Annotated in this window: 18 protein-coding genes and 2 pseudogenes; 2 read left to right on the plus strand and 18 right to left on the minus strand. The window is 33.5% G+C overall.

Going from position 1 to position 21,647, the window contains the following annotated elements:
• Window positions 1-10 precede the first annotated feature (10 nt).
• The 9 genes and pseudogenes from HMPREF1140_RS03965 to HMPREF1140_RS04005 form a co-directional block, all read right to left on the minus strand.
• Window positions 11-325 (minus strand): hypothetical protein, encoded by a 315-nt coding sequence (locus HMPREF1140_RS03965; protein ID WP_009662645.1) that lies wholly within the window; start codon window positions 323-325, stop codon window positions 11-13.
• A 35-nt stretch (window positions 326-360) separates the two neighbouring features.
• A pseudogene (locus tag HMPREF1140_RS03970) lies at window positions 361-866 on the minus strand (GNAT family N-acetyltransferase).
• Window positions 867-1,144: 278 nt separating this feature from the next.
• On the minus strand, window positions 1,145-2,020 hold the full coding sequence (locus HMPREF1140_RS03975) for a hypothetical protein (RefSeq protein WP_009662481.1): 876 nt from the start codon (window positions 2,018-2,020) through the stop codon (window positions 1,145-1,147).
• 123 nt (window positions 2,021-2,143) lie between these two features.
• Window positions 2,144-3,901: pseudogene (locus HMPREF1140_RS14110) on the minus strand (IS1634 family transposase).
• 443 nt (window positions 3,902-4,344) lie between these two features.
• Complete coding sequence (locus HMPREF1140_RS03985) at window positions 4,345-4,884, minus strand: DUF1697 domain-containing protein (protein ID WP_009662652.1); 540 nt, start codon at window positions 4,882-4,884, stop codon at window positions 4,345-4,347.
• A gap of 25 nt (window positions 4,885-4,909) precedes the next feature.
• The gene (locus HMPREF1140_RS03990; protein ID WP_009662537.1) at window positions 4,910-5,455 is read right to left on the minus strand and encodes a DUF6609 family protein; all 546 of its coding nucleotides are present in this window, start codon (window positions 5,453-5,455) and stop codon (window positions 4,910-4,912) included.
• A gap of 38 nt (window positions 5,456-5,493) precedes the next feature.
• Entirely contained in the window at window positions 5,494-6,522 is a 1,029-nt protein-coding gene (locus HMPREF1140_RS03995) for a S66 family peptidase (protein ID WP_009662397.1), read from the minus strand.
• Window positions 6,523-6,672: 150 nt separating this feature from the next.
• Window positions 6,673-7,635 (minus strand): ComEC/Rec2 family competence protein, encoded by a 963-nt coding sequence (locus tag HMPREF1140_RS04000; protein ID WP_009662508.1) that lies wholly within the window; start codon window positions 7,633-7,635, stop codon window positions 6,673-6,675.
• The gene (locus HMPREF1140_RS04005) at window positions 7,632-8,177 is read right to left on the minus strand and encodes a hypothetical protein (protein WP_009662573.1); all 546 of its coding nucleotides are present in this window, start codon (window positions 8,175-8,177) and stop codon (window positions 7,632-7,634) included. Before HMPREF1140_RS04005 ends, HMPREF1140_RS04000 begins: the two co-directional genes overlap by 4 nt.
• A 187-nt stretch (window positions 8,178-8,364) precedes the next feature.
• On the opposite strand from HMPREF1140_RS04005, the gene HMPREF1140_RS04010 reads away from it, so the two are divergent.
• Window positions 8,365-9,861: a BCCT family transporter gene (locus tag HMPREF1140_RS04010; RefSeq protein WP_009662466.1), complete on the plus strand. Its 1,497-nt coding sequence runs from the start codon at window positions 8,365-8,367 to the stop codon at window positions 9,859-9,861.
• Here HMPREF1140_RS04010 and HMPREF1140_RS04015 read toward each other — a convergent pair.
• The 8 genes from HMPREF1140_RS04015 to HMPREF1140_RS04050 form a co-directional block, all read right to left on the minus strand.
• A complete protein-coding gene (locus tag HMPREF1140_RS04015) occupies window positions 9,848-10,075 on the minus strand; it encodes a helix-turn-helix domain-containing protein (protein ID WP_009662707.1) in 228 nt (75 codons plus the stop codon). The two genes, HMPREF1140_RS04010 and HMPREF1140_RS04015, sit on opposite strands and share 14 nt — an antisense overlap.
• 87 nt (window positions 10,076-10,162) lie before the next feature.
• Complete coding sequence (locus HMPREF1140_RS04020) at window positions 10,163-11,092, minus strand: glycosyltransferase family 2 protein (protein ID WP_009662475.1); 930 nt, start codon at window positions 11,090-11,092, stop codon at window positions 10,163-10,165.
• On the minus strand, window positions 11,085-11,930 hold the full coding sequence (locus HMPREF1140_RS04025; protein ID WP_009662542.1) for a LicD family protein: 846 nt from the start codon (window positions 11,928-11,930) through the stop codon (window positions 11,085-11,087). Before HMPREF1140_RS04025 ends, HMPREF1140_RS04020 begins: the two co-directional genes overlap by 8 nt.
• 102 nt (window positions 11,931-12,032) lie before the next feature.
• On the minus strand, window positions 12,033-13,379 hold the full coding sequence (locus tag HMPREF1140_RS04030; protein WP_009662471.1) for a hypothetical protein: 1,347 nt from the start codon (window positions 13,377-13,379) through the stop codon (window positions 12,033-12,035).
• 11 nt (window positions 13,380-13,390) lie between these two features.
• Window positions 13,391-15,241, minus strand: coding sequence for a glycosyltransferase family 39 protein (locus tag HMPREF1140_RS04035; protein WP_009662610.1), 1,851 nt, complete (start codon window positions 15,239-15,241; stop codon window positions 13,391-13,393).
• 8 nt (window positions 15,242-15,249) lie between these two features.
• Entirely contained in the window at window positions 15,250-16,044 is a 795-nt protein-coding gene (locus HMPREF1140_RS04040; protein WP_009662701.1) for a glycosyltransferase, read from the minus strand.
• 137 nt (window positions 16,045-16,181) lie between these two features.
• Window positions 16,182-17,849 (minus strand): DUF5722 domain-containing protein, encoded by a 1,668-nt coding sequence (locus HMPREF1140_RS04045; protein ID WP_009662604.1) that lies wholly within the window; start codon window positions 17,847-17,849, stop codon window positions 16,182-16,184.
• A 102-nt stretch (window positions 17,850-17,951) separates the two neighbouring features.
• Window positions 17,952-19,634, minus strand: a complete 1,683-nt coding sequence (locus HMPREF1140_RS04050; protein ID WP_009662588.1) for a DUF2142 domain-containing protein — start codon at window positions 19,632-19,634, stop codon at window positions 17,952-17,954.
• 77 nt (window positions 19,635-19,711) lie between these two features.
• Between HMPREF1140_RS04050 and HMPREF1140_RS04055 the strand changes: the two genes are divergently transcribed.
• On the plus strand, window positions 19,712-20,275 hold the full coding sequence (locus HMPREF1140_RS04055) for a hypothetical protein (protein ID WP_009662675.1): 564 nt from the start codon (window positions 19,712-19,714) through the stop codon (window positions 20,273-20,275).
• 25 nt (window positions 20,276-20,300) lie between these two features.
• On the opposite strand, the gene HMPREF1140_RS04060 is transcribed toward HMPREF1140_RS04055, so the two are convergent.
• Window positions 20,301-21,647: a citrate synthase gene (locus HMPREF1140_RS04060; protein ID WP_009662526.1), complete on the minus strand. Its 1,347-nt coding sequence runs from the start codon at window positions 21,645-21,647 to the stop codon at window positions 20,301-20,303.

The raw sequence follows: 21,647 nt of genomic DNA on the forward strand, positions 1-21,647 counted from the left end.
TTATATATCACTATCCCTGCCTTCTGTTCGTATTATTGTAAAATAACTCTGCCAACTCTTTTGTAAGTTTACCTTCTTTTTCAAGTCTACTCACAAAATTTTCTTCGTATCTTTCAAAATCCTCTGCACATCCGACATTCCCTGCAAGGAGTAATAGGGCTTTTGATATCATTTCTTGGCTTTTATTTTCTCTAAATTCAGATTCTATAAATTCACATAAGCTGTCCAAAACTTCATAATTTTCTTTTTCAGCCTTTTCAAAGTCACTGTCCCAATCTAATGAATCCAGTCTTTCTTTGAAGCACTTCAAATCTTTATTGGTCATATCTATCTATACTATCCTTCCAAATCTGCATTTTTCTATCTCAAATCCAGATATATTATATCAAAATCTATATATGAATCTCCTATTTTAAAATATGCGAAAGATGTACCGATTTTTCTGAATCCGAACTTCTCATAGACATGGATCGCTCTAAAATTATCGCTTCTGACTTCAAGATTTATTATCTCAATACCATGTGACTTGGCATACTCTATCGCCATTTTAAGCAATCTGCTTCCAAGACCTTTATTCCATTCGGATTTCAAAACCGTAATACCAAGTTCCGCCCTATGATTCATTCGCCTTGGCAATCCGCTCAGGCTTACATCTCCGATGATTTCACCATCTCTCCATGCAAAAAAATGAGCATGACCTTTCATCTTTCAAAACAGATTCAATATATTCCGCCTCTCCTTCAACGGAAATCGGAAAACCTTCCGCTCCAAATGACAGATTATCCGTCTCTGCTCCTATCTTCTTTGAATATTCTATTCTCGCCAAAGCATCCTTTGGAGGCTTCTTTTATAATTATATTGTCCACTTTGTACCCTTTTTCTAAAAAAATAAAAACTGCGACAAATTTATAAATACAACAATACTTAAAATAACTGTTTTTATTTGTTTTTCCGTATATAAACAAGTTTACTTCTTTTTGTTTTTTAATAAGTATATTTCATAAAATATATACATATAAAAATCAAATAGCCCCTTATCACGGGGCCATTCAACACTATTATATAAACAGCTTTTTATAATTTAATATTCGACCTATGAAAAGATACTATAGTAACCACTTTTATAGATACAGTTATTCCAAAACTAGTATACATCAAAAGTAGCATGTCCTCTTTCTTTTCTTAGAGTGCTCATCATCGCATCAGCTCCACTATGCAGAGCTTTTATTTGCTCTTCTGTAATATCCTTTCCACGATCTTTTTCTTCTCCTGTGTAAAACTTATATACGCCTTCCCTAAAAGTTACGAATATAGCCATTCCCATCATTTCCTCAGAATTCTCTTGAAGAAGTGAAGGATCTACTCCTTTAGTTGTATAATAATATCCTACATAATAAGCGGCATTATTTACGTCCTGGTTATTATTATCCGCTTTCAAAAAGTTAATATGTCCCTCTTCTCTTATAAAATCAAATCCATTTATATTAACCTTGTCAGATTTATCAACAACTATATCAATTTTATCATCGTCTCCGGAACCTAGTCCCGCATAATCACTTAAAGCATCTCCCCAAAACTTTTGTATCCTAAGAATATCCGGCACTTCTTCAAGCTTTTCAGCATATTTAAGTTCATAATCCTTTGCTCTTTCTTCAGTAAAGCTCTCTCTGATAAGTAACGCATTAAAAGGATCTATCCACCCATTTTCACTAGCTTTAGATTTATTTTCTTCCTTATTTGTTACACTTCCTCGTTGATAATTGCTAAATGCTCCTATAATAGGCCCAAAACATATACGTTCACCTACAGTTGACGAATCAATCCAACCAAGAGAACCCAGTCTTGTAGGATATATCAAATCTTTTTCATTCTTCACTGACTTTTTCTTAGATGTTTTCGCAGATGTGGATGTTTCAGTTTTATTTGTTTCCGCATCTTTCTTATTAGAACTAACTCCACAGCCGCTAAAAATTGTCGCAATTCCTAACACTAAAGCAATACACCATATTCTTTTTTTCATTTGTTGCCCTCCACTACAATATTCATCAGTGTAATAAATATACACAGAATTTTTAATATTATATTTATCACTTTAAATATTTATATTACCTGACTTCCGTCGTTTCTCTCAAAACCTAGTACTCTAGGTATCCAAGAGCATGCAGTTTTGAAAGAAATTGTCGACTTCAGCTTTGGTTAAATAGAGGGCATCAAGGTTGCTAAATCCAACCAGTTTTTTAACCTTTTCGTTAACGGCCTGGTCTCTTGATATATTTATATATGTATTATCACCTTTATTTACCACCCTAAAATCACGCATAAAGTTAATCAAGTCATAAGAGTTTATTTTATTTTTGAAGCACTTGATTTCTAATACTCTTAAAAGAAACAAGCTAAGGTAGCATATCAAAAAATGCCCATAGATTGTTTCTTTTTTCTGTAAATAAACAGGCCTAGCATCCAGGTATGATTTTGTAAGTCTAAAAGATTCCTCGATTTTCCATAGGCTATGGTATGTTTTATATACCTGTAATGGCTCCATATCTATCTCGGATGTCACTAAAAGATTATATCCTGCATATTTAAGATCTTCATCAATCTTGGATTTGTTTAGACCTATTATAGGCTTTATTGTTTTGCCTGAACTATCTTTAGTTATGATATCTACATATTTAGCACAATCTCCAAGTTCATCTTTTGCTATATTTTTGTATGTAGAAAACTTTGAAGCTTTATCAACCATCTTCATTATTTCAAGCCTTTGTTTTTTTGCAAGATTGGGATTATAAGATACAATACGTTTTTCTTTTACAGTAAACTTTGTAACCATTTCTTTTCCTGTTTCCGGATCAATCTCTTTAAAACTGTAATCAAAGCTGTCAATACAGGATTTAAGACGAAAAGATATATTACCTCTTTCATCAGTGTAATTAAAAAAGACATTTGTATCATTCTCAAGTAGAACCCATTTCTTTCCCTTTTCACTTAGATTCTTACCATGTATTGATTTTGAAAATATATAGCCGTCATTAGCTTCTTTAACTGCAGCATAAATATTTCTTGCACAATTAAGTCATTTATCAGCCACCTGAATCGTCTTGCCTGATACGTTGTGTCGTTGCTCCATTTCTTCAATAACTTTTCTAATATATGGCTTTTCCGATTCATTTCCTGGATACATTTGCATGGAGACAGGTACTAGATCAGCATCTAAAAGTAAAGCTTGCCCTATTATCGGGGAGTGCCTATTCTCTTTTGAAGGTCCCTTTTGCTTGTCATCACTAGGGATATCAATTTCAAAGTAATAATTAGTGCAATCAAAAAATACATTGCTTAGATCCCTTTTAGAATAGCTTTCATAAGAGCGATTAAATAAATCAATGTACTTTTTATAAGACTCTCCTATGAAAGAACACCCGTCATATACTTGGTCTTCAGAGATTGTTGAGCTGCCATAAAGGTATGGAAAGACATGAGAGGCTGTCTTTGACTTAGAGCATGGTGATATAACCCTTGCATAAATAAGTTGAGTAATTAAGTCAAATACAGAGAACTGAAAACGCATTTGAGAAGCAAGTATATCAATAGTTTCCTTAACATCAAGCTCATCAATTAATGAGTAGAGCAAGAAGTGTCCTATATTAAGTTCAACAGGGGTGGAAAATACACGAGGACGGTATTCTTCAGAAAGAACTTTTATTCTGTTCTCGTTTTGCTTTTTTACATAGTCGCTGTAAAATTTAACAGGATCTGGAATCTCCCCTGAAATCAAATCCTCAACATAACCAAAAGATTTTACATTTTTTGTTCTTGGTTGCTTTTTATCCTTATCCCAAAATGATTCATACATCTGAAGATAAGTACCTTTTTTCTTCTTTTCTTTTCTCAAAAAATAAGCCATAAACACCTATAAAAGTAAAGTACTATGAAGTACTATTATTATAACACGCTTTAAAAATTTTTTCGAATTTTTTGAAATATTTTTTATGTCAGAAAAGCCTTTAAAATAAAGTATTTAAAAGATTTGTGCAAAATCAAATAGGTTATTAGAAATTTAAAACGTCGGATCTTTCATAGTACTTCGACGGAAGACGGGTATTCTTTTTTTCATTTGTTGCCCTCCACTACAATATTCATCAGTGTAATAAATATACACAGAATTTTTAATATTATATTTATCACTTTAAATATTTATATTAACAAAATACCCTACTTCATATATAAAAATATTACATTTAACTTTTCAATTAATCAACAAATTATTTTCTTAAGATTTATTTTGTATTATCTAAATGATATAAATACTGGAAAAATTAGGCCTTAGCTATTCATATAACCTGGCCTTTATTTTTCAAGAATCTCCGCTATCTTTTCAAATGTATTTCCATTCCTTATCGTTATCTGCTTGTAAAAATCCTGTTTTATCAGCTTTTTGTGATAGGTGGTTTTCAGATATTCCGATTCATCATACTTTCCCCAAAATACAGCATTTTCCCCAATATACACTATCTCATTATGAAATGTGGATTTATCTATAAAGTCTAAGATTTTACTTCTATCAAAATCACAGGAAAAGAATAAAACATCTCTTCTTGCCATTTCTTGATACCACCATTCAGGAAGATTTTCCTTTTCTTTTAAATAATCCTCTTTATTTATTAAAGTAAGAGGGATTGAAAAGTCAAAGTTCGTTTCCAATAAATGTTTTATCTTGGGGATACAACTTTCATAGCTTTCCACACTGCTAAAAAACAAATTCCCACTGTTGATATAGGAAGCGACATCCTCAAATCCCAATTCAGTTAACAAAACTTTCAAGTCACTCATAGAGACTTTATTCTTTCCACCAACATTTATACCACGCAATAAAAGTATATATCTCAACTTACTTACCTCTATACCCTAAAATTCATTTCTGTTTTGACGGCTTTGAAAAAAATAACAGGTAAATTCCGAATATGAGCTTAATCGCCGCATCAATATATGCAATTATGGGTATGGGAATCTCAGGAAAAATATATCCCACTGCAACATTCACAGTACAAATAATCCCTAAATAAATCATTGAATTTCCATGTACAAAATAATACATAAAGAAGTGTATTGCAGTCGCCATCAATGCTCCCAACCAAATCAATCTCCAATTCTCATCGGCAAAAAACGGTCCGCCAAGTAATGACATTAAAACAAGCAATAAAATAATTGCATATAATGATACTTTTCTTTGAAATTCAGACGAGCTTCCGTCAGACAGCTTATTTAATACTCTTTTATTCATATTGACTGTAAAAAAGCTGACAATATATCCGATGCAAAATATTTGCATATTTATAATTTGTTTTCCACCTGCAAAAGTAGCCACTAAAATAACTGTTGCTACCAAAATTAACCATAAGCCACATGCCCTCTTATAATTGAATTCCAACTTCTCATTTTTATTATATTTTAAAAACATATAACCTCCTTAAGTCATTTCGGCAACAATCATCCGATTTAATTATCAAAAGTAATCACCTGCTTATCTACATTTACCTTGGCTTCAACTCCGAAAGGCATAATGCACCTCGGCGTTGCATGTCCAATATTTATATTATAAACAATGGATAAGTCTTTATCGCCAATCTCCTCAAGTAAAATTTGCTTATACTCCTCATAATATACCTCATCTTGAGGCTTTCCGACTAAAACACCTGAGAGCACATCAAATATTCCGTACTCCTTTAAAGCTCCGATCATCTTTCTATATAGCTTCGGTTCAGGCTTTTCCTCACTTGTTTCCAACAATAAAATTTTATTCTTCCAATCATCAAGACTTGGGAATAAATCATATTTTTTACAAAGAGATACCGTATCTTCAAATCTTGAATTATCAAATATATCATATATTGAATCAATACAACCGCCCAAAATCTTACCTTTGAATACCGGCTTGCCGCTAAGTAATTCAAATCCGGTATTTTTATATTTTTCCATATCAACTCCTATAGAATTCTCACTGAAGTCTTCTCTTTCCTTATACCAAAACTCACTTGGACGTATTTCTTTTATTTTCCCTGTTTTGATAAGTTCTTCAAAGTATTTTTTTGTATATGGCAACATTTCATTTGAGAGCTCACATATATCAGGTAAAAAAGCCTGACCGTAGAATGTTTTGATTCCCACTTTATTTAACATAAAATGATTTTGGGTGGTATCTGAAAAGCCTAAGAATATTTTTTGTTTAACAGCCGCCTTAAGCTCATTGTTTTCAAACAGATATGGCAAAAGTTTATATGTATCTACTCCTCCTATTGCACATAAAATCATATCAATAGAGTCATCCTTAAAGGCTTTTATCAAATCTTTAGCTCTACTTTCGGGATGTTCTTTTATAAAGTCCATACCTTTAAGTGCATTAGGCAAAAATTCAACCTCTATACCGTATTTATTTAATCTTTCCACACCTATTTTAAGTTCATGCTTAATAAAACTTTCTCCTAATACACCGCTTGATAAACTTACTATTCCTATTTTCTTTACCATAAATACCTCAACATTCTTCTATCTATTTCAACATCTTTATTATACTATCAATTTTCATAAATTCACTATATTATTTATCATTAAAACAAAAACCGGTACAAGTATTGAATCCACAACACCTGTACCGGTTCATCATTTTTGGGTATTAAATTATTTGATGGTCTGGTCTCCGTCCTTTATAACAAAGTTCTTCTTTGTTCCCAACTCTTCCATCCAGGATCTAACCTCAAGAGTCTTATAATTTCCGGTATTGTAACCTGAACCTCCGTCATTGTCCCAAAGCCACTCAGGAGCATTCCACATAGCTACCTTAGGTGCGATGAGCTCATATACATCCTTGTTTACACCGTACTGACCGTGATGAGCCATCTGTACGATATCAGCCTTTAACTCTGAAGCAGGTACATCCGCCTTAAGTCTCTCACCTGCTGCAGGTCCCATATCTCCTAAGAATAATACTCTGGTACCGTTGTCAAAGTCTAATCTGAAAACTACGGATGAATTGTTGATAGAGTTTGACTCTATCCAATAAGGATCATTGAGTACATGTATGGCTACACCGTCTACATAGTAAACCTCACCCTTGCTTGTCATATGAGATACACCTGCAGGTAATTTTGCTATTGAGTTTCTGATAGTATTTACCATCTCGGCTCTATAGCTTTCATATTTGTCATACCATGCCTGCTCTCTTATATTGTAGTAGAATGCATCTATCTGCAATCCCTCAAAACCGTTCTCTGCAAGCTTTGTAAATGCGCCTCCGTGATCGCTGTGAGGATGTGATAAAATCCATGCACTTACTTCATTACCGAAACTCTTTATAGTTTCTACCAAGTGTGGCTCATCCTCCGGAAGACCTCCGTCTACTACAATAATCTTGCCGTTCTTTGTCTTAATGACAAAGCTCATCATCTGACTCTTTGTAGATGAGGTGAGCATATGGATTTCGGCACCGTTTAAATAAGTATCCGCATCTGCCGGTGCACCCATTACAACCTTAGGATACTTTGATGAACTCTTACCTATAACACCTGCAAATGATGTCATACTTGTACTAAGTACCATCAATGAACATAATGACGCCATCAGAATTTTCTTTAGAATTTTCATTTATCCCCCTTTTTATTCTGTAATTCTAAGTTAGTATTAGTCCCTGCTTCAATAACCTGATTCACAATATATCTGGAGTTTTCCATGATATCATCTTCTCTAAAAAGCTGTACCTCAAGATCATACTTATCAAAGAGTCCGCCATAAGAGTTTTCGCTTGATTTTTCTATAGAAAAATCCTGAGTTGCGGCATAATCATTTACTGCTTTAATATATTCAGTTCCGTATGCCAATGCTTCATCATCACTGATTTCATTTGACAGTGACCATATAAGCAATACCCTATTTTCATCAGCCTTAAAAGCCATATCAATATAATCACTCATCGGGTATAGAGTTTTGTCATTGAATTGCTCTTCTGCGTCACTTCTTATTTGAGTCCAATCCAAAGTTATATTTTTTTGAGTTTCAAATACAGGCTCATCCACCTCTTTATTCATCGAGGAATCTCTGACGACTATATCCGAATTAGCACAGGCTCCTGAAGATAAGGCAAATATTATAGAAACAATTCCTATAATATGTCTTTTAAATTTAATCATACATGAATACCTTTCCTTAGACATTTACTAACTTTTATATTATATCAAAGGGTTTTGTTTTGTGTAGTGTTTTTTTGATTATTCCATTTTTTTTAAGATATTTTTTATATCTTGATTTATCGCTATAAAAATGTTATCATGTTCAATATCTTAGTAAATATTTTGATTTTGAACATTTGGAGGCGTTATGAAAAAATCTGATATTGATTATTTTGTCACTATAGTTCCTTTTTTACTTGTGATATCACTTGTAATGTTATTTTTCATATTTCCTGCTCAAGCCGGAAATATACTCGCACAAATAAGGAGCTTATTAAACAACAGCCTGGGAATATTTTACCTTATATTCGGTTTGTTTATATTATTATTATCCATATATATTGCATTTTCAAAATACGGCAGTATAAAGCTTGGAAGCGGCAAAAAGGAACATTCAAACTTTGCATGGGGCACTATGATGTTTACCGCAGGACTTGCGGCTGATATATTATTTTATTCACTGTGTGAATGGATGCTTTATGCAAATGAAGGCAGAATCAGTTCACTCGGTGATACTACACTTTGGTCGGCTACCTATCCTTTATTTCACTGGGGACCTATTCCATGGGGATTTTATGTTGTACTTGCTTCATGCTTCGGCTTTATGCTGCATGTAAGGAAAAGAACAAGGGCAAAATATTCCGAAGGACTTAGAGTACTTCTGGGTTCTAAAGTTGACGGTATTTGGGGAAAAATTGTGGACTTGATAGCGGTATTTGCACTTATAGCCGGTACGGCTACTACATTTTCACTTGCCACTCCGCTTCTGTCACAAACCGTTGCCAAGCTTTTCGGTGTTTCAAATAATAATATACTTACTATTGTTATTTTAATTGTAACCTGTGTTATTTATTCCGCCTGTGCTTATCTTGGCATTGAAGGTGTTTCAAAACTTGCATCCTGCTGTACTTATCTGTTCTTTGCACTTTTGATATATGTGTTCTTCGGCGGAGGACATGGGAAGTTTATTCTTGAGCTCGGTTTCGATTCACTTGGAAACCTTGTTAATAATTTCTTTTCACTGTCCACTTATATTGATCCTACCGGACAGACAACTTTTGCACAGGACTGGACAGTATTTTACTGGGCCTACTGGATGGTATGGTGTGTAGCCACTCCATTTTTCATAGGTAGTATATCAAAGGGCAGAACTATAAAGGAGGTTATACTCGGCGGATATATATTCGGCCTTTCAGGTACATTTATGTCCTTTATAATACTTGGAAACTACGGTATTGCACTTAATGTGTTCGGTCAGGTAGACTTATTAAAGATATACAATGAAAGTCAGAACCTATACCAAACCATAGGTGAAGTAATATCCTCTCTTCCACTGCCTTTTATAGCAATGATACTTTTGATTCTTACCATGATTACATTTTATGCCACTACATTTGATTCCATAACACTTGTAGCCGCATCTTATTCATATAAGGACCTTGAAAATAAAGAGCCTTCAAAAAAGATAAAACTTTACTGGTCAATACTTTTGATACTGCTGCCTATAGGACTTATTTTTTCGGACAACTCCATGTCAAACCTTCAGACTGTGTCCATTATTGCGGCATTCCCTATAGGAATTATAATGCTTTTACTTATAATTTCCTTTTTTAAGGATGCTAATATGTATCTTAACGGTAACTGAAAATTTCGTGATTCCAAAACTCGCCTATGGATATTGAAAATCCTATGGCGAGTTTTTCTATACTCAAAACACTTGGATTTTTACTTCTGCCTGAAACGATGTCTTTTATAGTAGTTTTGGGAACGCCCGATCTTTTGGATAACTCATAGATTGTAATATTTTTCTCATAACATAGTAATATAATTCTTTTAGAAATTGCCTGTGATATATTCATATGCTCTCCGATTTTAGAAATGTAATTAAATTTAGAAATATACTTTTATTCTATCAAAAAAAGAGCCGTTTTCACAGCTCTTTATTTTTAAAAATTAATTTTTTCCTCAACTATATATAAAGGACGGTCCTTTTGCTCAGCCAATATAAGTCCCAAATATTCTCCTATTATTCCAACTATAAAGAAAAGCACCGAGAACATAAAACATATCAAACATATAATTGTTGCGTAACCGCTTGGTGTACCTACTCTTAAAAAAGATACTACCGTATAGATCATCATTATTATAGCTAAGAATGCCGCCATTCCACCTGCATACATACCCAGCTTAAGCGGAAGATTTGAGAATGTCATTATTGTATTCATAGAAAATCTGAAAAGTTTTCTTATTGAATACTTACTTTCTCCTGCAAATCTTTTTCTTGCTTCATACTCTATATTTGTGGTATTGAAACCTACATTCTGAACATAACCTCGAAGGAATCTTGTCTTCTCTCTGTAGTTATTTCGTAAAATATCTGCAACCCTTTTTGATATTCCGAAAAAATCGGATGCGTTACTTACAAGCTTCATATCGCTTACTTTATTGATGACTTTGTAAAATCCCGCCGAAGTTATATTTTTCAATATACCTGCCGATTTATTCTCGGTTCTGACCATATTTATAATATCAAAACCCGAATCAAATTTCCTGATTATCTCAGGCAGTAGTGTAGGAGGATGTTGTAAATCTGAATCCATACAGACAATATAGTCTCCGCTTGCATAATCTATACCGGCAATCATAGCCGCCTCATGTCCGAAGTTTCTTGAAAAATGTATAACCTTCACATTCTCATCATCTCTTGACAGTTTAAACAAAGTACTTCTTGACCCGTCTGTGCTTCCGTCATTTACAAAAATTATCTCATATGGATTATCAATTAATAGAAGAACCTTTATTGTCTCTCTGTAAAATTCAAATAAAACTTCCTCTTCATTATATACAGATACAATAATTGAAATCTTCTTACTCATATACTTCTATCTCCGTACTTCCATGCGTCGGTACTCTGTCAGCTTTTGGAGGAGGTGTCATATAGTCTCCGTAAACCAGCTGTAATACATTTTCATAATCATCTATGATTGATAATGAAATATCTTCAAACTGAATTTTGATATATTTCTCATACCATCTGCTGTTTACCTCTATGTCGATATAATCCGGTTGATAATTGCTGTAATACCAGGTATCATTTTTTCTGCCTTTGTAAAATAATTTTGAAATCTTATCCTGTATACCGAATAAGAATTTCATAGGTATTATTTTACCGAAGATAGAGAAAAACAATATGGCAATTTTCATCGTACCCTTGTACTTCTTGAAATCAAGCTTCTTTCTATGTCCCATGGAAAAAAGATATATCAGCTTTTGAGTAAAGAGTGTAAATCTTTTTAATGTTTTCCTGTTCGGCAACTTATCTATTATAAATATATCAACCCAAAGATGGTTGAGTTTACCTTCGTATGGATCTTTTTTATCCTGTTTTTTATGTCTTATACTGGGCTTATATATGATTCTTGGAGTAAAATCGTAAAAGACCTTTCCTCCCTGAAATTCATTAGGCATAATAAATTCCAGTTTATCCGATAATTCTCTTTTTACAATTTTTCTGAAAGCCTCAAAGTTTGCTCTTGTCATTGCAATATCGGCATCATCATCCCAAGGTATAAAGCCTCCATGTCTGATAGCTCCAAGCAATGTACCCGAGTCCAATGTATAATTTATTTTATATTTTGTACATATTCTATCTATTTCCTGTAAAATATATAGATTTGCTTTCTGCAAAGCCAACATTCCGTAAGAATTATCCATCTATAGGCCTCTTTTCAAAAATATTTATATTTAAATATTAACTACATCATTCTACACTCTTTATCACTTACAAATCAACAGGAAACTACAATATTTATATCACTATTTTGCAAAAATATTAAGTTTCTTTGACTTGATAATACCGAGCGCTTCTCTTGTCTTCTTCGGATTATGATATTGCAAGACTTTTTTTAAAGTCTCATCACTTTCATTCTCAAAATTCTTTGCCACTTCCATCTTCACTTCAAAGCTTTCCAAACGATACTTTGCCATTCTGATCTCATTTCCTGCAGTAGAAATATTTCCTAAAAATACAAACAATACAAACAATGAGACAGCCACCTTTGCCCATGGTGACATACTTTGTTTCTCTCTATTTATATGTATTTTCACATAACCGAATGTCAATATCACACCTATCAGCCCCGCACCGAATTGAAGTGCATATCTTGAACTCATGGCATAAAGAGGATTTAAAAAAATCCATCTTGTCAAAATAACCATAGCATGGCTGAAAAGTCCCGATACAAGCATAAGCATCGGGAATGCTGTAGACTCATATATTTTATATTTAAAATTCAAATATAGAGCATATAGGTAAAAAAATACAACTGCAGCACCTATAGTACTTGTTATAATGATACCTATCTCATATCTTTCCACAATTCCTATACTTATAATATCCGAAGCAAAAGTATTCAATCCGAACAACACAAAGTACACCGGATTTCTTCCAAATACAGCAGTCAGACTTTCTGTTGTTGCACCTGCATGTTCCGTATATGAATTTGCATATGAATACATAAATGCAGTCAAAGAAAGTATCACAGGTATTGCAAGAGTAAATGCATTTTTCTTCTTTTTTAGAATTGCATATAAAACATAAGTAATTATTAATGTGACTCCATATGCAAGTGAATATGAGCCTGCCGCAAACAATATCGTAAACACAGGTAAAATAATATTTAACCAAAACTTTACTTTTGTTTCTCTTTGTATATATGAATCAAGTATGTAAAAATGCAATACAAACAGAAAAAAAGTGAAAAAATGCACCCATCCGGTTCCGTTAGTTATCATTTCCCATTGAGAAAGTGAAAAAACAAGCATCATTACAATGATAAAATATCTGAGATTTAAATTTTTGCTAGCCATAAATATCCCTATTATGATTCCCATAAGCGAAAGGAATATAACTCCCAAAGCCATATCAAACATTGTTGAATATTTAAAAAAAGCTATATTTATCATTCTTTCAAAATATGTTATAGGCAATCTTGTAAGTATATCCTTGCCAAAATAAGGCTTCGGTGAAAAAGGATCCTTAAGATAGGTATTTATTATCCTAATATAATCCGTATAGACCACATCAAGCATTGCACTTCTTATATATGCACTCAAATATATAGCTCCGAATATCGGCATGAAAAACGCTAAAAACTTCTTCATTCACACACTCTCTAATCTATTTTTATATTTAAAATATAACTCAATCTGTCTTCACCTCTTTGTTCCGAAGCATCAGGCAAGTAAAAATTGCTTTTCAAATGTATAGCTGTCAATGAATTCGGAGTGCTATCTATTTCATACTGTGTTATATTTGATACAAGATACAGTGTCTCCTTTTCTCCATTGACTTCTATTTCTATCTCTTCATCTCCGTCAAGCTCACCCGGATACATTATCTCAAAGTGAATCTCTCCTTTTTCTCCTGACATCACATTAAGTTTAGCTTCTTCGTCGGTCCAACCGTCAGAATAATGCCCGTATACATTTTCAATCTTTAAATTTCTAAGGAAATCCGTTACATCCTGATATGAATTATTTTTCAAATCTTCAGATAAAACTATCATATCATCATCAATCTGACCTATGGATCTGTAGCTTTCAATAAATGTAACGATATCTTCTCTGATATTCTGATCATAGCTTCTGAAAAACTCAAGTGAATCAAATTTACTGAGTTTAAAATCATTTTTTATTATAAAAATTCTTTTATCCCTCAAGTCCTTACCATACTTATAATATGTTTCATCTGCCAGCGAATTTGCTCTGTTTTGACCTATGAATATATATATATTATCATAATACCCTCTATAATATATATCCGCTGTTATCATGCAAAATGCCCATACGAAAAGTAACACTACCGCTGTAAATGATACATGGAAAATCTTTCCCGGTGAAGCTTTTATCTTTTTACTCTTAACCCTTTTTACTATGATACTTTTATCCGCCCCGTAAATATATGAAATCAATAAAAGCATAAATAAATACGGTGCATATACCCATCTCATCTCAACCCTTATAGTAACGGCAGATGACACCATACTTCCTATTATAAATCCTGTGAAAAGTAAAATATTTTTTATCCACGACAGTTCAATTTTTTTACTGTATACCGCTATCGAATAAATAAATTTTATTATAAAAGCAAATGCAGCCAATATCCCTATTATAATAACAAGCTTTAGCGCCGTATTTACATTATGAAAATTTATTCCGTTAAGATGTTCAGGTCCTGTATTGATACCTAAGAGATACAATATTTCAATTCTCATTGAATGGAAAAAGTCTGCAATATTAAATGTCTCACTGACTTTTGAACCTCCTGTACCCTCAGGCATAAATGACTTCAGTGCAAGAAGTCTTATAAGGGTTATCAGTACAAATAATGATATCGATATTAAGGCATTTAAAATTTTTCTTCTTTTCCCGACAATTGCAGCAAATATAAGCATGGGTAAAAGAACCATAAATCTTTCATGCGTAAAGCAATTTAAAAAATAAAATCCACATGCATAATAAAAATAAATACCTTTTCCGTTTTTTATATAAAGATATAAAAAATATAACATAAGCAGTGCAAATACTAAGGCCATGGCCTCCATCACACCTAAAAATTGCCCTATATTATAATATGAAAACCTGGATATCAAAAACATTGAAGCCAGTGTAAATGCCAAACCTCTTGACTTTGCCATTTCTTTGGCAAAGAAATACACTCCTATTGCTATAATTGCAGCTATAATTATATTTATAGGTACTATAAGGTAAATATTGTTTTTTAAAATACCCTGATATATCCATGCAACTATCCAATATACCGGCCTGAATTTTCTTGTTTGATCCGGAAATACATATTTAAAAAATCCCACACCTCTTCTGGTTGACCACATAAACAGATCATCCTGATATAGCCCTCTTATGCTCATTCCGGCGTTTATCACAAATGCGATGCGTATAAGAAGTATTGAAAGCAGAACATCCTTCAGATACTCATACTTTTCTTCAATTTTAATAATTGCCATAAATCCTCCTAAAAGTAAGCATTATATGAATTTTGATAAATTTTCTTATAAATATCCGCAACAGGCTTTGGCAGCAAAATATCAAACATTATACTTTCCTCCATCTGCCTTGAATTATCCATTATGCTTTTTTTAGTTGTAGCCTCGTCATGTATTCTATAGCAAATACCGGGTCTTTCAGACAATACAATTCTTCCTTCAAGTTTGGAGAGCTTAAGAAGGCACTCCCAATCAAGTGCAAATTTAAGCTCCGATATAAATAAATCCTTAGGACAAAGTCTCTTATCATATGCACAGCTTGGTGCAATTATAGGATTACCGAATGTGATTGCAAGTCTTTTTACAAGAGATATATTATTTAAAGCATTTACTCTAAGTGGTAATCTGAGTATTTTTTTTACAATTTCCACCCTACCGAATTGCTTTATCTTGCCGTTTTTTAATGTGATTGATGCTGTTGTAAAAAGAGTCATATCAGGGTATTTTTTCTTATACTTAAGTAGATCCTTAGTATAATTTTTTAAATAGATATCATCCTGATGCGCTATTGTTACAAGCTCGGTTTGCGCCGTATTATAAGCAAACTGCCAATCAAATCCGATATTTGACACATTCTCCGGCTTCTTCTTGTCATTTACAAACACATCGATATTATATTTTTTTGCAATATTATATATATGATCGTTCGGTGTGGATGTGGCAATCTTTATATCTGATTTTACAATCTGTGCCTTTAAAGATTTTATACAGCTTTCTAAATATGGTGATTCTTTATATGCGCAAATAACAAATGTATGTTTCATAACTTCCCCGTCTTTGCTACTTTCTTTTTATAATGTCCCTTATTATACCATGAAAACACAGCCATTGCATTATGTCCGGACATTTAAAAAATCCATGAAAAAGATTTTACTTCTTCATGGATTTAAATTAAAAGAATTTATCTTCTGTTTTCCTGTGCCGCCCATCTGAAGTTCGGAACCAATTCCTGCCACTTACTTATACCTAAGATGCTCTTTGCAAAATCGGTATTGTCAAGAGTGTACTTTGACTTGTCGATATATCTGTATACTGTCCAAAGTTTTCTCTTTGATATAGCCTGAATTTCATCTCCTACATTCATGCTGCATGTCCAAAGTCCGAATGAAAGCCCCTGTCTTACCTCAAGCGGTGCATCCACCTGACGACTTAAGATATATGCTTCGATATACGGATTTGAATCCACGAGATAATATGAATATGCAAATGCAGCCGCCTGTTCATTTTCAAGATTTCCTCTTGCAGGATTTGTAGCTGTAAAACCTTCCTCTGTAAGCATAATATGTCTTACGGAGCCGTCATGCTTTTTAAGTGCATCCTGTGCAAAATAATCTGTAAGCTTATTTAAGTTTGCAAAGTTTATTACAGGTGAATCAAAACTGTCTTTTATCCATCCGGTCTTTTGAGCATCATCCCAGAACTCAGGATCTGTCATAGGTGCCGGATATGGGTGATATGCAAGTCCCCAATCAATATCTCCATGCTCAAGTACAAGAGAATTGAAATTGTCTACTATCTGCTTTCCACCATATTTATTCTTATTGTTTATCTCATTATTCCAGTTATAATCAAGTGAATAGAATACTCTGTCTGTAGAAGAAGTAGACTTGATTGCATTGTAGAAAACTCTAAATGCCTTCTCATATTTTCTTGTATAACTTCTTACATCCATATCTCCGATATAGTTCCACTGCTGATTGTTGATCTCATTTCCTATAATCCAGTTTGATACCTTACCATGTGCGGTATTTTTTCCGTTGTATCTTTCCGCAAGGAATGATGCTATAGCCTCAGTGGTCTCAGTGCCCTCTTTTGATGACGCATTGAACATATAGTAGAAAATGCTGTCTCTTCTCGGCATATTCGGATACATAAGCTCAGGATGAGCCTCATTATAACCGTTCAAAATAATAGCTGTAACAGTCATATCTTTTCCTGAAAAAGCACTTATTGTCTTATCATAGCTTTCTATAAGCGCCTTATTGAAATGATATGTCTTGCCGTTATAATTGTAATCTATACCGCTTCCTAAAATCTGGTTGAAGGCAATATTTGTAGATGCATGCTTTACACCGAGGTTAAAAGCATCATCAAGCATCTTAAGCTCGATCTGCAAGCCTTTCTTTGATGCCTGTGCCTTGTACGCATCCGTATTTGCCGCAACAGCCTCAGGATTTGTAATATATTTAAGTGAACTTACCTGAACATATTTTGATCCGTCATAAACAGCAACCGCATAACTGTTGTACAATCTGCTGTTTTCACTGCCTTTATTAAGCTGATATGATTTTGTAACATTACCTGCACTTACCTTTTCAAGATAGTCGGTTCTGTTTCCGATTCCTTCCTCATACGGCTGTAATTCAAAAAGATAAAAGTTACCGTCTGTACCTGCCATATCACCTGAATTATTCATAGTGATATCTACAGTAGATTTATTTTCTCCTATTACAACCGATTCAATATTTGATGTTGCACTAAGAGCATATGCATTACCATGTAATCCAAGTCCAAGCATTGTTACTATAGCTAATGCAGATGCAAGTTTTATTAAATTATTTCTTTTCATCTTGCCTCCTTCTTTATATATTATAACTTATTTACCAAAAAGCTTTGTTAATTTTTTTTTACATTTTTGTTATATCATAAGTAAGTCTGTTTGCCCTTTTTATTACAGTCTTATACATACCGTACTAAATATTTTCAGCAAAGATATGGCATTTATAAGTATAAACAGGAATATGATATTTCTCTTGGTCTCATCCTTTATCGCTATCTTATTATTCCTACATATCATAAGAAGAGGTAACAGTACCGGAATAAAATATCTTCCGCTCACGCCTTCTATAAATTCCGAACTTATAGGAGTCCATGCTATAAGCATTGATAAAAGTACCAAAAATATGACAAAGAATATACTGATACCTGTAAGCACCCTTTCTTTTACCAACAGCTGCTTTTCTTTCGCCTCCCCGAAAACAGAAAATATCATTCCTATATTAAGTACCAAAAATCCTATATACGGAATCCCCACCACATCATCCGCATGTCCAAGATATGCTCCGAACATTGTCTTATGATAGTATTCAAGTTGCAAAAGCAATGTATTATAAAACAGCTTTACAGCCTTTAATTTATTGTGCAATAAATAACCTATAGTGTAGCTCTCCTCACCTGCCCACTCAAGACTTGAAGTATTGCTTGTAGAATATCCTGCTACTGTAGATCTGTTGACAAGATACATTGCAAACACCCATGACAAAAGTACCACTACTGCAGAAGCAAGAAAAAAAGCTATATTTTCTTTTTTTATCTTGCCGTCCACCTTACCTCTAAACTTAAACTTATACAGCGGTATACTAAAAAGCATTAAAAGCATAGGGAAGTAAACCATTTTACATGGTAAAACAAGTCCCGCAATAAGGGAAACTATAACCAAGTCTTTTATATCAAACTCCTTTTTTTCATGCGACAAAAAAAACACATATGACACAAAAAAAATCATACTTGATATCATAACCGCATCATATGAATATGATGCCGCAAGCTCAATTGTAGTAGGAAGAAGGCTTACCAAAAAAATAAATTCTTTAAACTTTGGCAGGAAATATATACCCAAAGTACCAAATAATATAAATAAAATAAGATTTGCCATTCTTCCAAAGAGTACAAGATAAATGCTGTTAAGCCCCATTATTCTGGCTACAGTGATACCCGTTGCAGGTAAAAAATATACACTCGGTATTGTATTTACAGGCGCGTGTAACGACTGGGCCTTTTCATAATCTTTGCCACCAAAACTGATATAATTATCAGTACCGCGAATATTCCCCTCTGCATAAAAAACCTTATAAGATGTTTCTTCAAGTTTGCTTGAAATAATTTTCCCATGACTTCCCTCCTCAGGTATTAAAACTTTCTCTTCTTCACTTTTACTTTTATCAAAAGTGTACTCTCCATCCACATCTTCTATCCAAAGATCCTGTGCTCTTATTATTACATGTCCGTCTTTAACGGTTGCCTGTTTTCCAAGCATCTTATTTGATATTTTATAGGCAGAAATAAAATGTGCTATCTCATCAGGCGCAGACATGGCAGGAAAAACATACATATATCCAAGTCCTAATATAAGCATTACAAACGGATATATCTTCACTATACTGAATTTTGTAATATTCAAATATATTCCGGATACGAGTATCAGTAAAAGAGCTGAAACGGATAATATAATATAGCTCTTACTTAAAAAGTAATCACTTGTATGTGATACTCCTAAATTTACATATAGGCTTTGAATATAAGCGACTACGATAAATCCCACTATACAGCCCAATAAATACATAACTTTTTTCATAAACTCTCCAAATAATGCTTGTACTTTTTATAAATAGATATTACACTGTAATTACTACTATTGTAAAGGAGGATATTATGGCAGGATTTAAAAAATTAATGTTTTGGGCAACTGTTGCAGGTGCTGCGGCAGCCGGAGTGTCATATATACTGAAGTATAAAGAATATCAAAGAGAATTGGAGGGCGAATTCAATGATTTTGAAGACGAACTTTCAGATTATAAAACAGAAGATGCTACCGCAAACAGAAAGTATACAGCATTAAAGTCTACTACAGATGAATTCGTTACGGCAGCAAAGGATACCGCAAACAGTGCAAAAGGTATGGCAAGTGCAGCCAAGGAAATGTTAAAGGATGTGGCAAATATTATCACAGATAATGTTTCTGCAGCCGGTGATGTGGCAAAGGACAATGCAAAGCCTTTGTTTGAAAAAGCTAAATCAAGTGTTGAGCCTGTAGTTGACAAGGCTAAAAAGCAACTTGACAAATTCGGAAAGGATACCAAAAAATCCGAAGTTGTTGAAAATGACCTTGATTCCGATGTGGAAGTTGAATTCTATGAAATGGACTCCGACGAGGACAAAAAAGACTTGGCACAAAAGATTGATGATATTTTAGAGAGCAGTACAGATAAGAAATAAAAAAGAGGCCTTAGGCCTCTCTTTTTTATCTGTCCTTAAAAGGTGTATATTCTTTTAATTCTCCCACATACTTTGTTGCAGGTCTCATTATTCTTCCGTCATAAAGCTTGTTTTCCACATTATGAGCAACCCAACCTATATTTCTTGATATAACAAATAAAGGTGTATAAAGATCCTCAGGAATACCAAGCATGTTGTATGCAAATCCTGAGTAGAGGTCTACATTTGAAGAAATTGTAGTTCCCTTTCTTTCAAATACCACCTTCTTTACAGTCTTTTCAAACTCCTCGTAGAAATGATACTCGTCCAGTCTGTCCTTATCTTTTGCTACAGTCTCACAGTATTCTCTTAAAAGCTCAGCTCTTGGATCTGTGATAGTATATACCGCATGACCGAATCCGTATATCAGACCGCTGCAATTAAAGAAGTCTTTATCAAGCAGTCTGTTTACGATATTTCTTATCTTCTTTTCATCAGTAGTTATACCTATTTCGTCCTTTATTGCCTTCATCATCTGTACAACTGAAATATTTGCACCGCCATGCTTAGGTCCTTTTAACGATCCTATAGATGCCGCTATAGTTGAGTATATATCTGTACCTGTGGATGAAACAACTACATTGGTAAATGTGGAGTTGTTACCGCCGCCATGGTCTGCATGAAGAATAAGTATTGTATCAAGAAGAGCCGCTTCGTTCTTTGAAAATTTCTGATCAACTCTTAACATCTGCAATATATTTTCAGCCATTGAAAGCTTCTCATCAGGATAATGTATTATCAAACTGTCATTATTAAAATAATGTCTCTTCGCCTGGTATGCATAACACATGATAACAGGAAGTGATGCCGATATTCTTATACCTTTTACAAGAGTGGAATAAACATCCACATTGTCAGGTTCTTCATCATAGTTGTATAAAGTAAGTACAGCATTTTGAAGCACATTCATCAAATTCTTTCCGGGATTTCTAAGAAGCACACTTTCAAAGAAGTTGCTTGGCAGTGTATACATACTTCTGAATACCTTTGAGAAATTGTCAAGTTCCACCTTATTAGGTAAAAATCCGAATAAAAGTAAGAACATTACTTCCTCATATCCTCTTGTAGACTTAGCACTTCCGTCTACAAGGTCGTTTAAGCTGTAACCTCTGTAGTAAAGCTTGCCGTCTACATTTGTTTTTACACCGTCTATTATATCATAGCCCACTACATCGGATACTTTTGTAAGACCTACTCTTACTCCGGTACCGTCTTCATTTCTGAGACCTTTTTTTACATTGAATTCGCTAAAAAGTCCGTTCTTAATTTCATTATAATTTTGGCTCTTTCCGAATTCCTGTGCCAAAAAGCTGTCAATATAATTATCCTTCAT

This window comes from Lachnoanaerobaculum sp. ICM7, from assembly GCF_000287675.1.
Lineage (GTDB): Bacteria > Bacillota > Clostridia > Lachnospirales > Lachnospiraceae > Lachnoanaerobaculum.

Coding starts and splice junctions, on each gene's coding strand:
- HMPREF1140_RS04040 (WP_009662701.1), bottom strand. CDS start 16,044: ATGAAACATACATTTGTTATTTGCGCATATAAAGAATCACCATATTTA.
- HMPREF1140_RS04025 (WP_009662542.1), bottom strand. CDS start 11,930: ATGGATAATTCTTACGGAATGTTGGCTTTGCAGAAAGCAAATCTATAT.
- HMPREF1140_RS04045 (WP_009662604.1), bottom strand. CDS start 17,849: ATGAAAAGAAATAATTTAATAAAACTTGCATCTGCATTAGCTATAGTA.
- HMPREF1140_RS04055 (WP_009662675.1), top strand. CDS start 19,712: ATGGCAGGATTTAAAAAATTAATGTTTTGGGCAACTGTTGCAGGTGCT.
- HMPREF1140_RS04015 (WP_009662707.1), bottom strand. CDS start 10,075: ATGAATATATCACAGGCAATTTCTAAAAGAATTATATTACTATGTTAT.
- HMPREF1140_RS04000 (WP_009662508.1), bottom strand. CDS start 7,635: ATGAAAATTCTAAAGAAAATTCTGATGGCGTCATTATGTTCATTGATG.
- HMPREF1140_RS04060 (WP_009662526.1), bottom strand. CDS start 21,647: ATGAAGGATAATTATATTGACAGCTTTTTGGCACAGGAATTCGGAAAG.
- HMPREF1140_RS04005 (WP_009662573.1), bottom strand. CDS start 8,177: ATGATTAAATTTAAAAGACATATTATAGGAATTGTTTCTATAATATTT.
- HMPREF1140_RS03995 (WP_009662397.1), bottom strand. CDS start 6,522: ATGGTAAAGAAAATAGGAATAGTAAGTTTATCAAGCGGTGTATTAGGA.
- HMPREF1140_RS04020 (WP_009662475.1), bottom strand. CDS start 11,092: ATGAGTAAGAAGATTTCAATTATTGTATCTGTATATAATGAAGAGGAA.
- HMPREF1140_RS03975 (WP_009662481.1), bottom strand. CDS start 2,020: ATGAAAAAAAGAATATGGTGTATTGCTTTAGTGTTAGGAATTGCGACA.
- HMPREF1140_RS03990 (WP_009662537.1), bottom strand. CDS start 5,455: ATGTTTTTAAAATATAATAAAAATGAGAAGTTGGAATTCAATTATAAG.
- HMPREF1140_RS04035 (WP_009662610.1), bottom strand. CDS start 15,241: ATGGCAATTATTAAAATTGAAGAAAAGTATGAGTATCTGAAGGATGTT.
- HMPREF1140_RS03965 (WP_009662645.1), bottom strand. CDS start 325: ATGACCAATAAAGATTTGAAGTGCTTCAAAGAAAGACTGGATTCATTA.
- HMPREF1140_RS04030 (WP_009662471.1), bottom strand. CDS start 13,379: ATGAAGAAGTTTTTAGCGTTTTTCATGCCGATATTCGGAGCTATATAT.
- HMPREF1140_RS04050 (WP_009662588.1), bottom strand. CDS start 19,634: ATGAAAAAAGTTATGTATTTATTGGGCTGTATAGTGGGATTTATCGTA.
- HMPREF1140_RS04010 (WP_009662466.1), top strand. CDS start 8,365: ATGAAAAAATCTGATATTGATTATTTTGTCACTATAGTTCCTTTTTTA.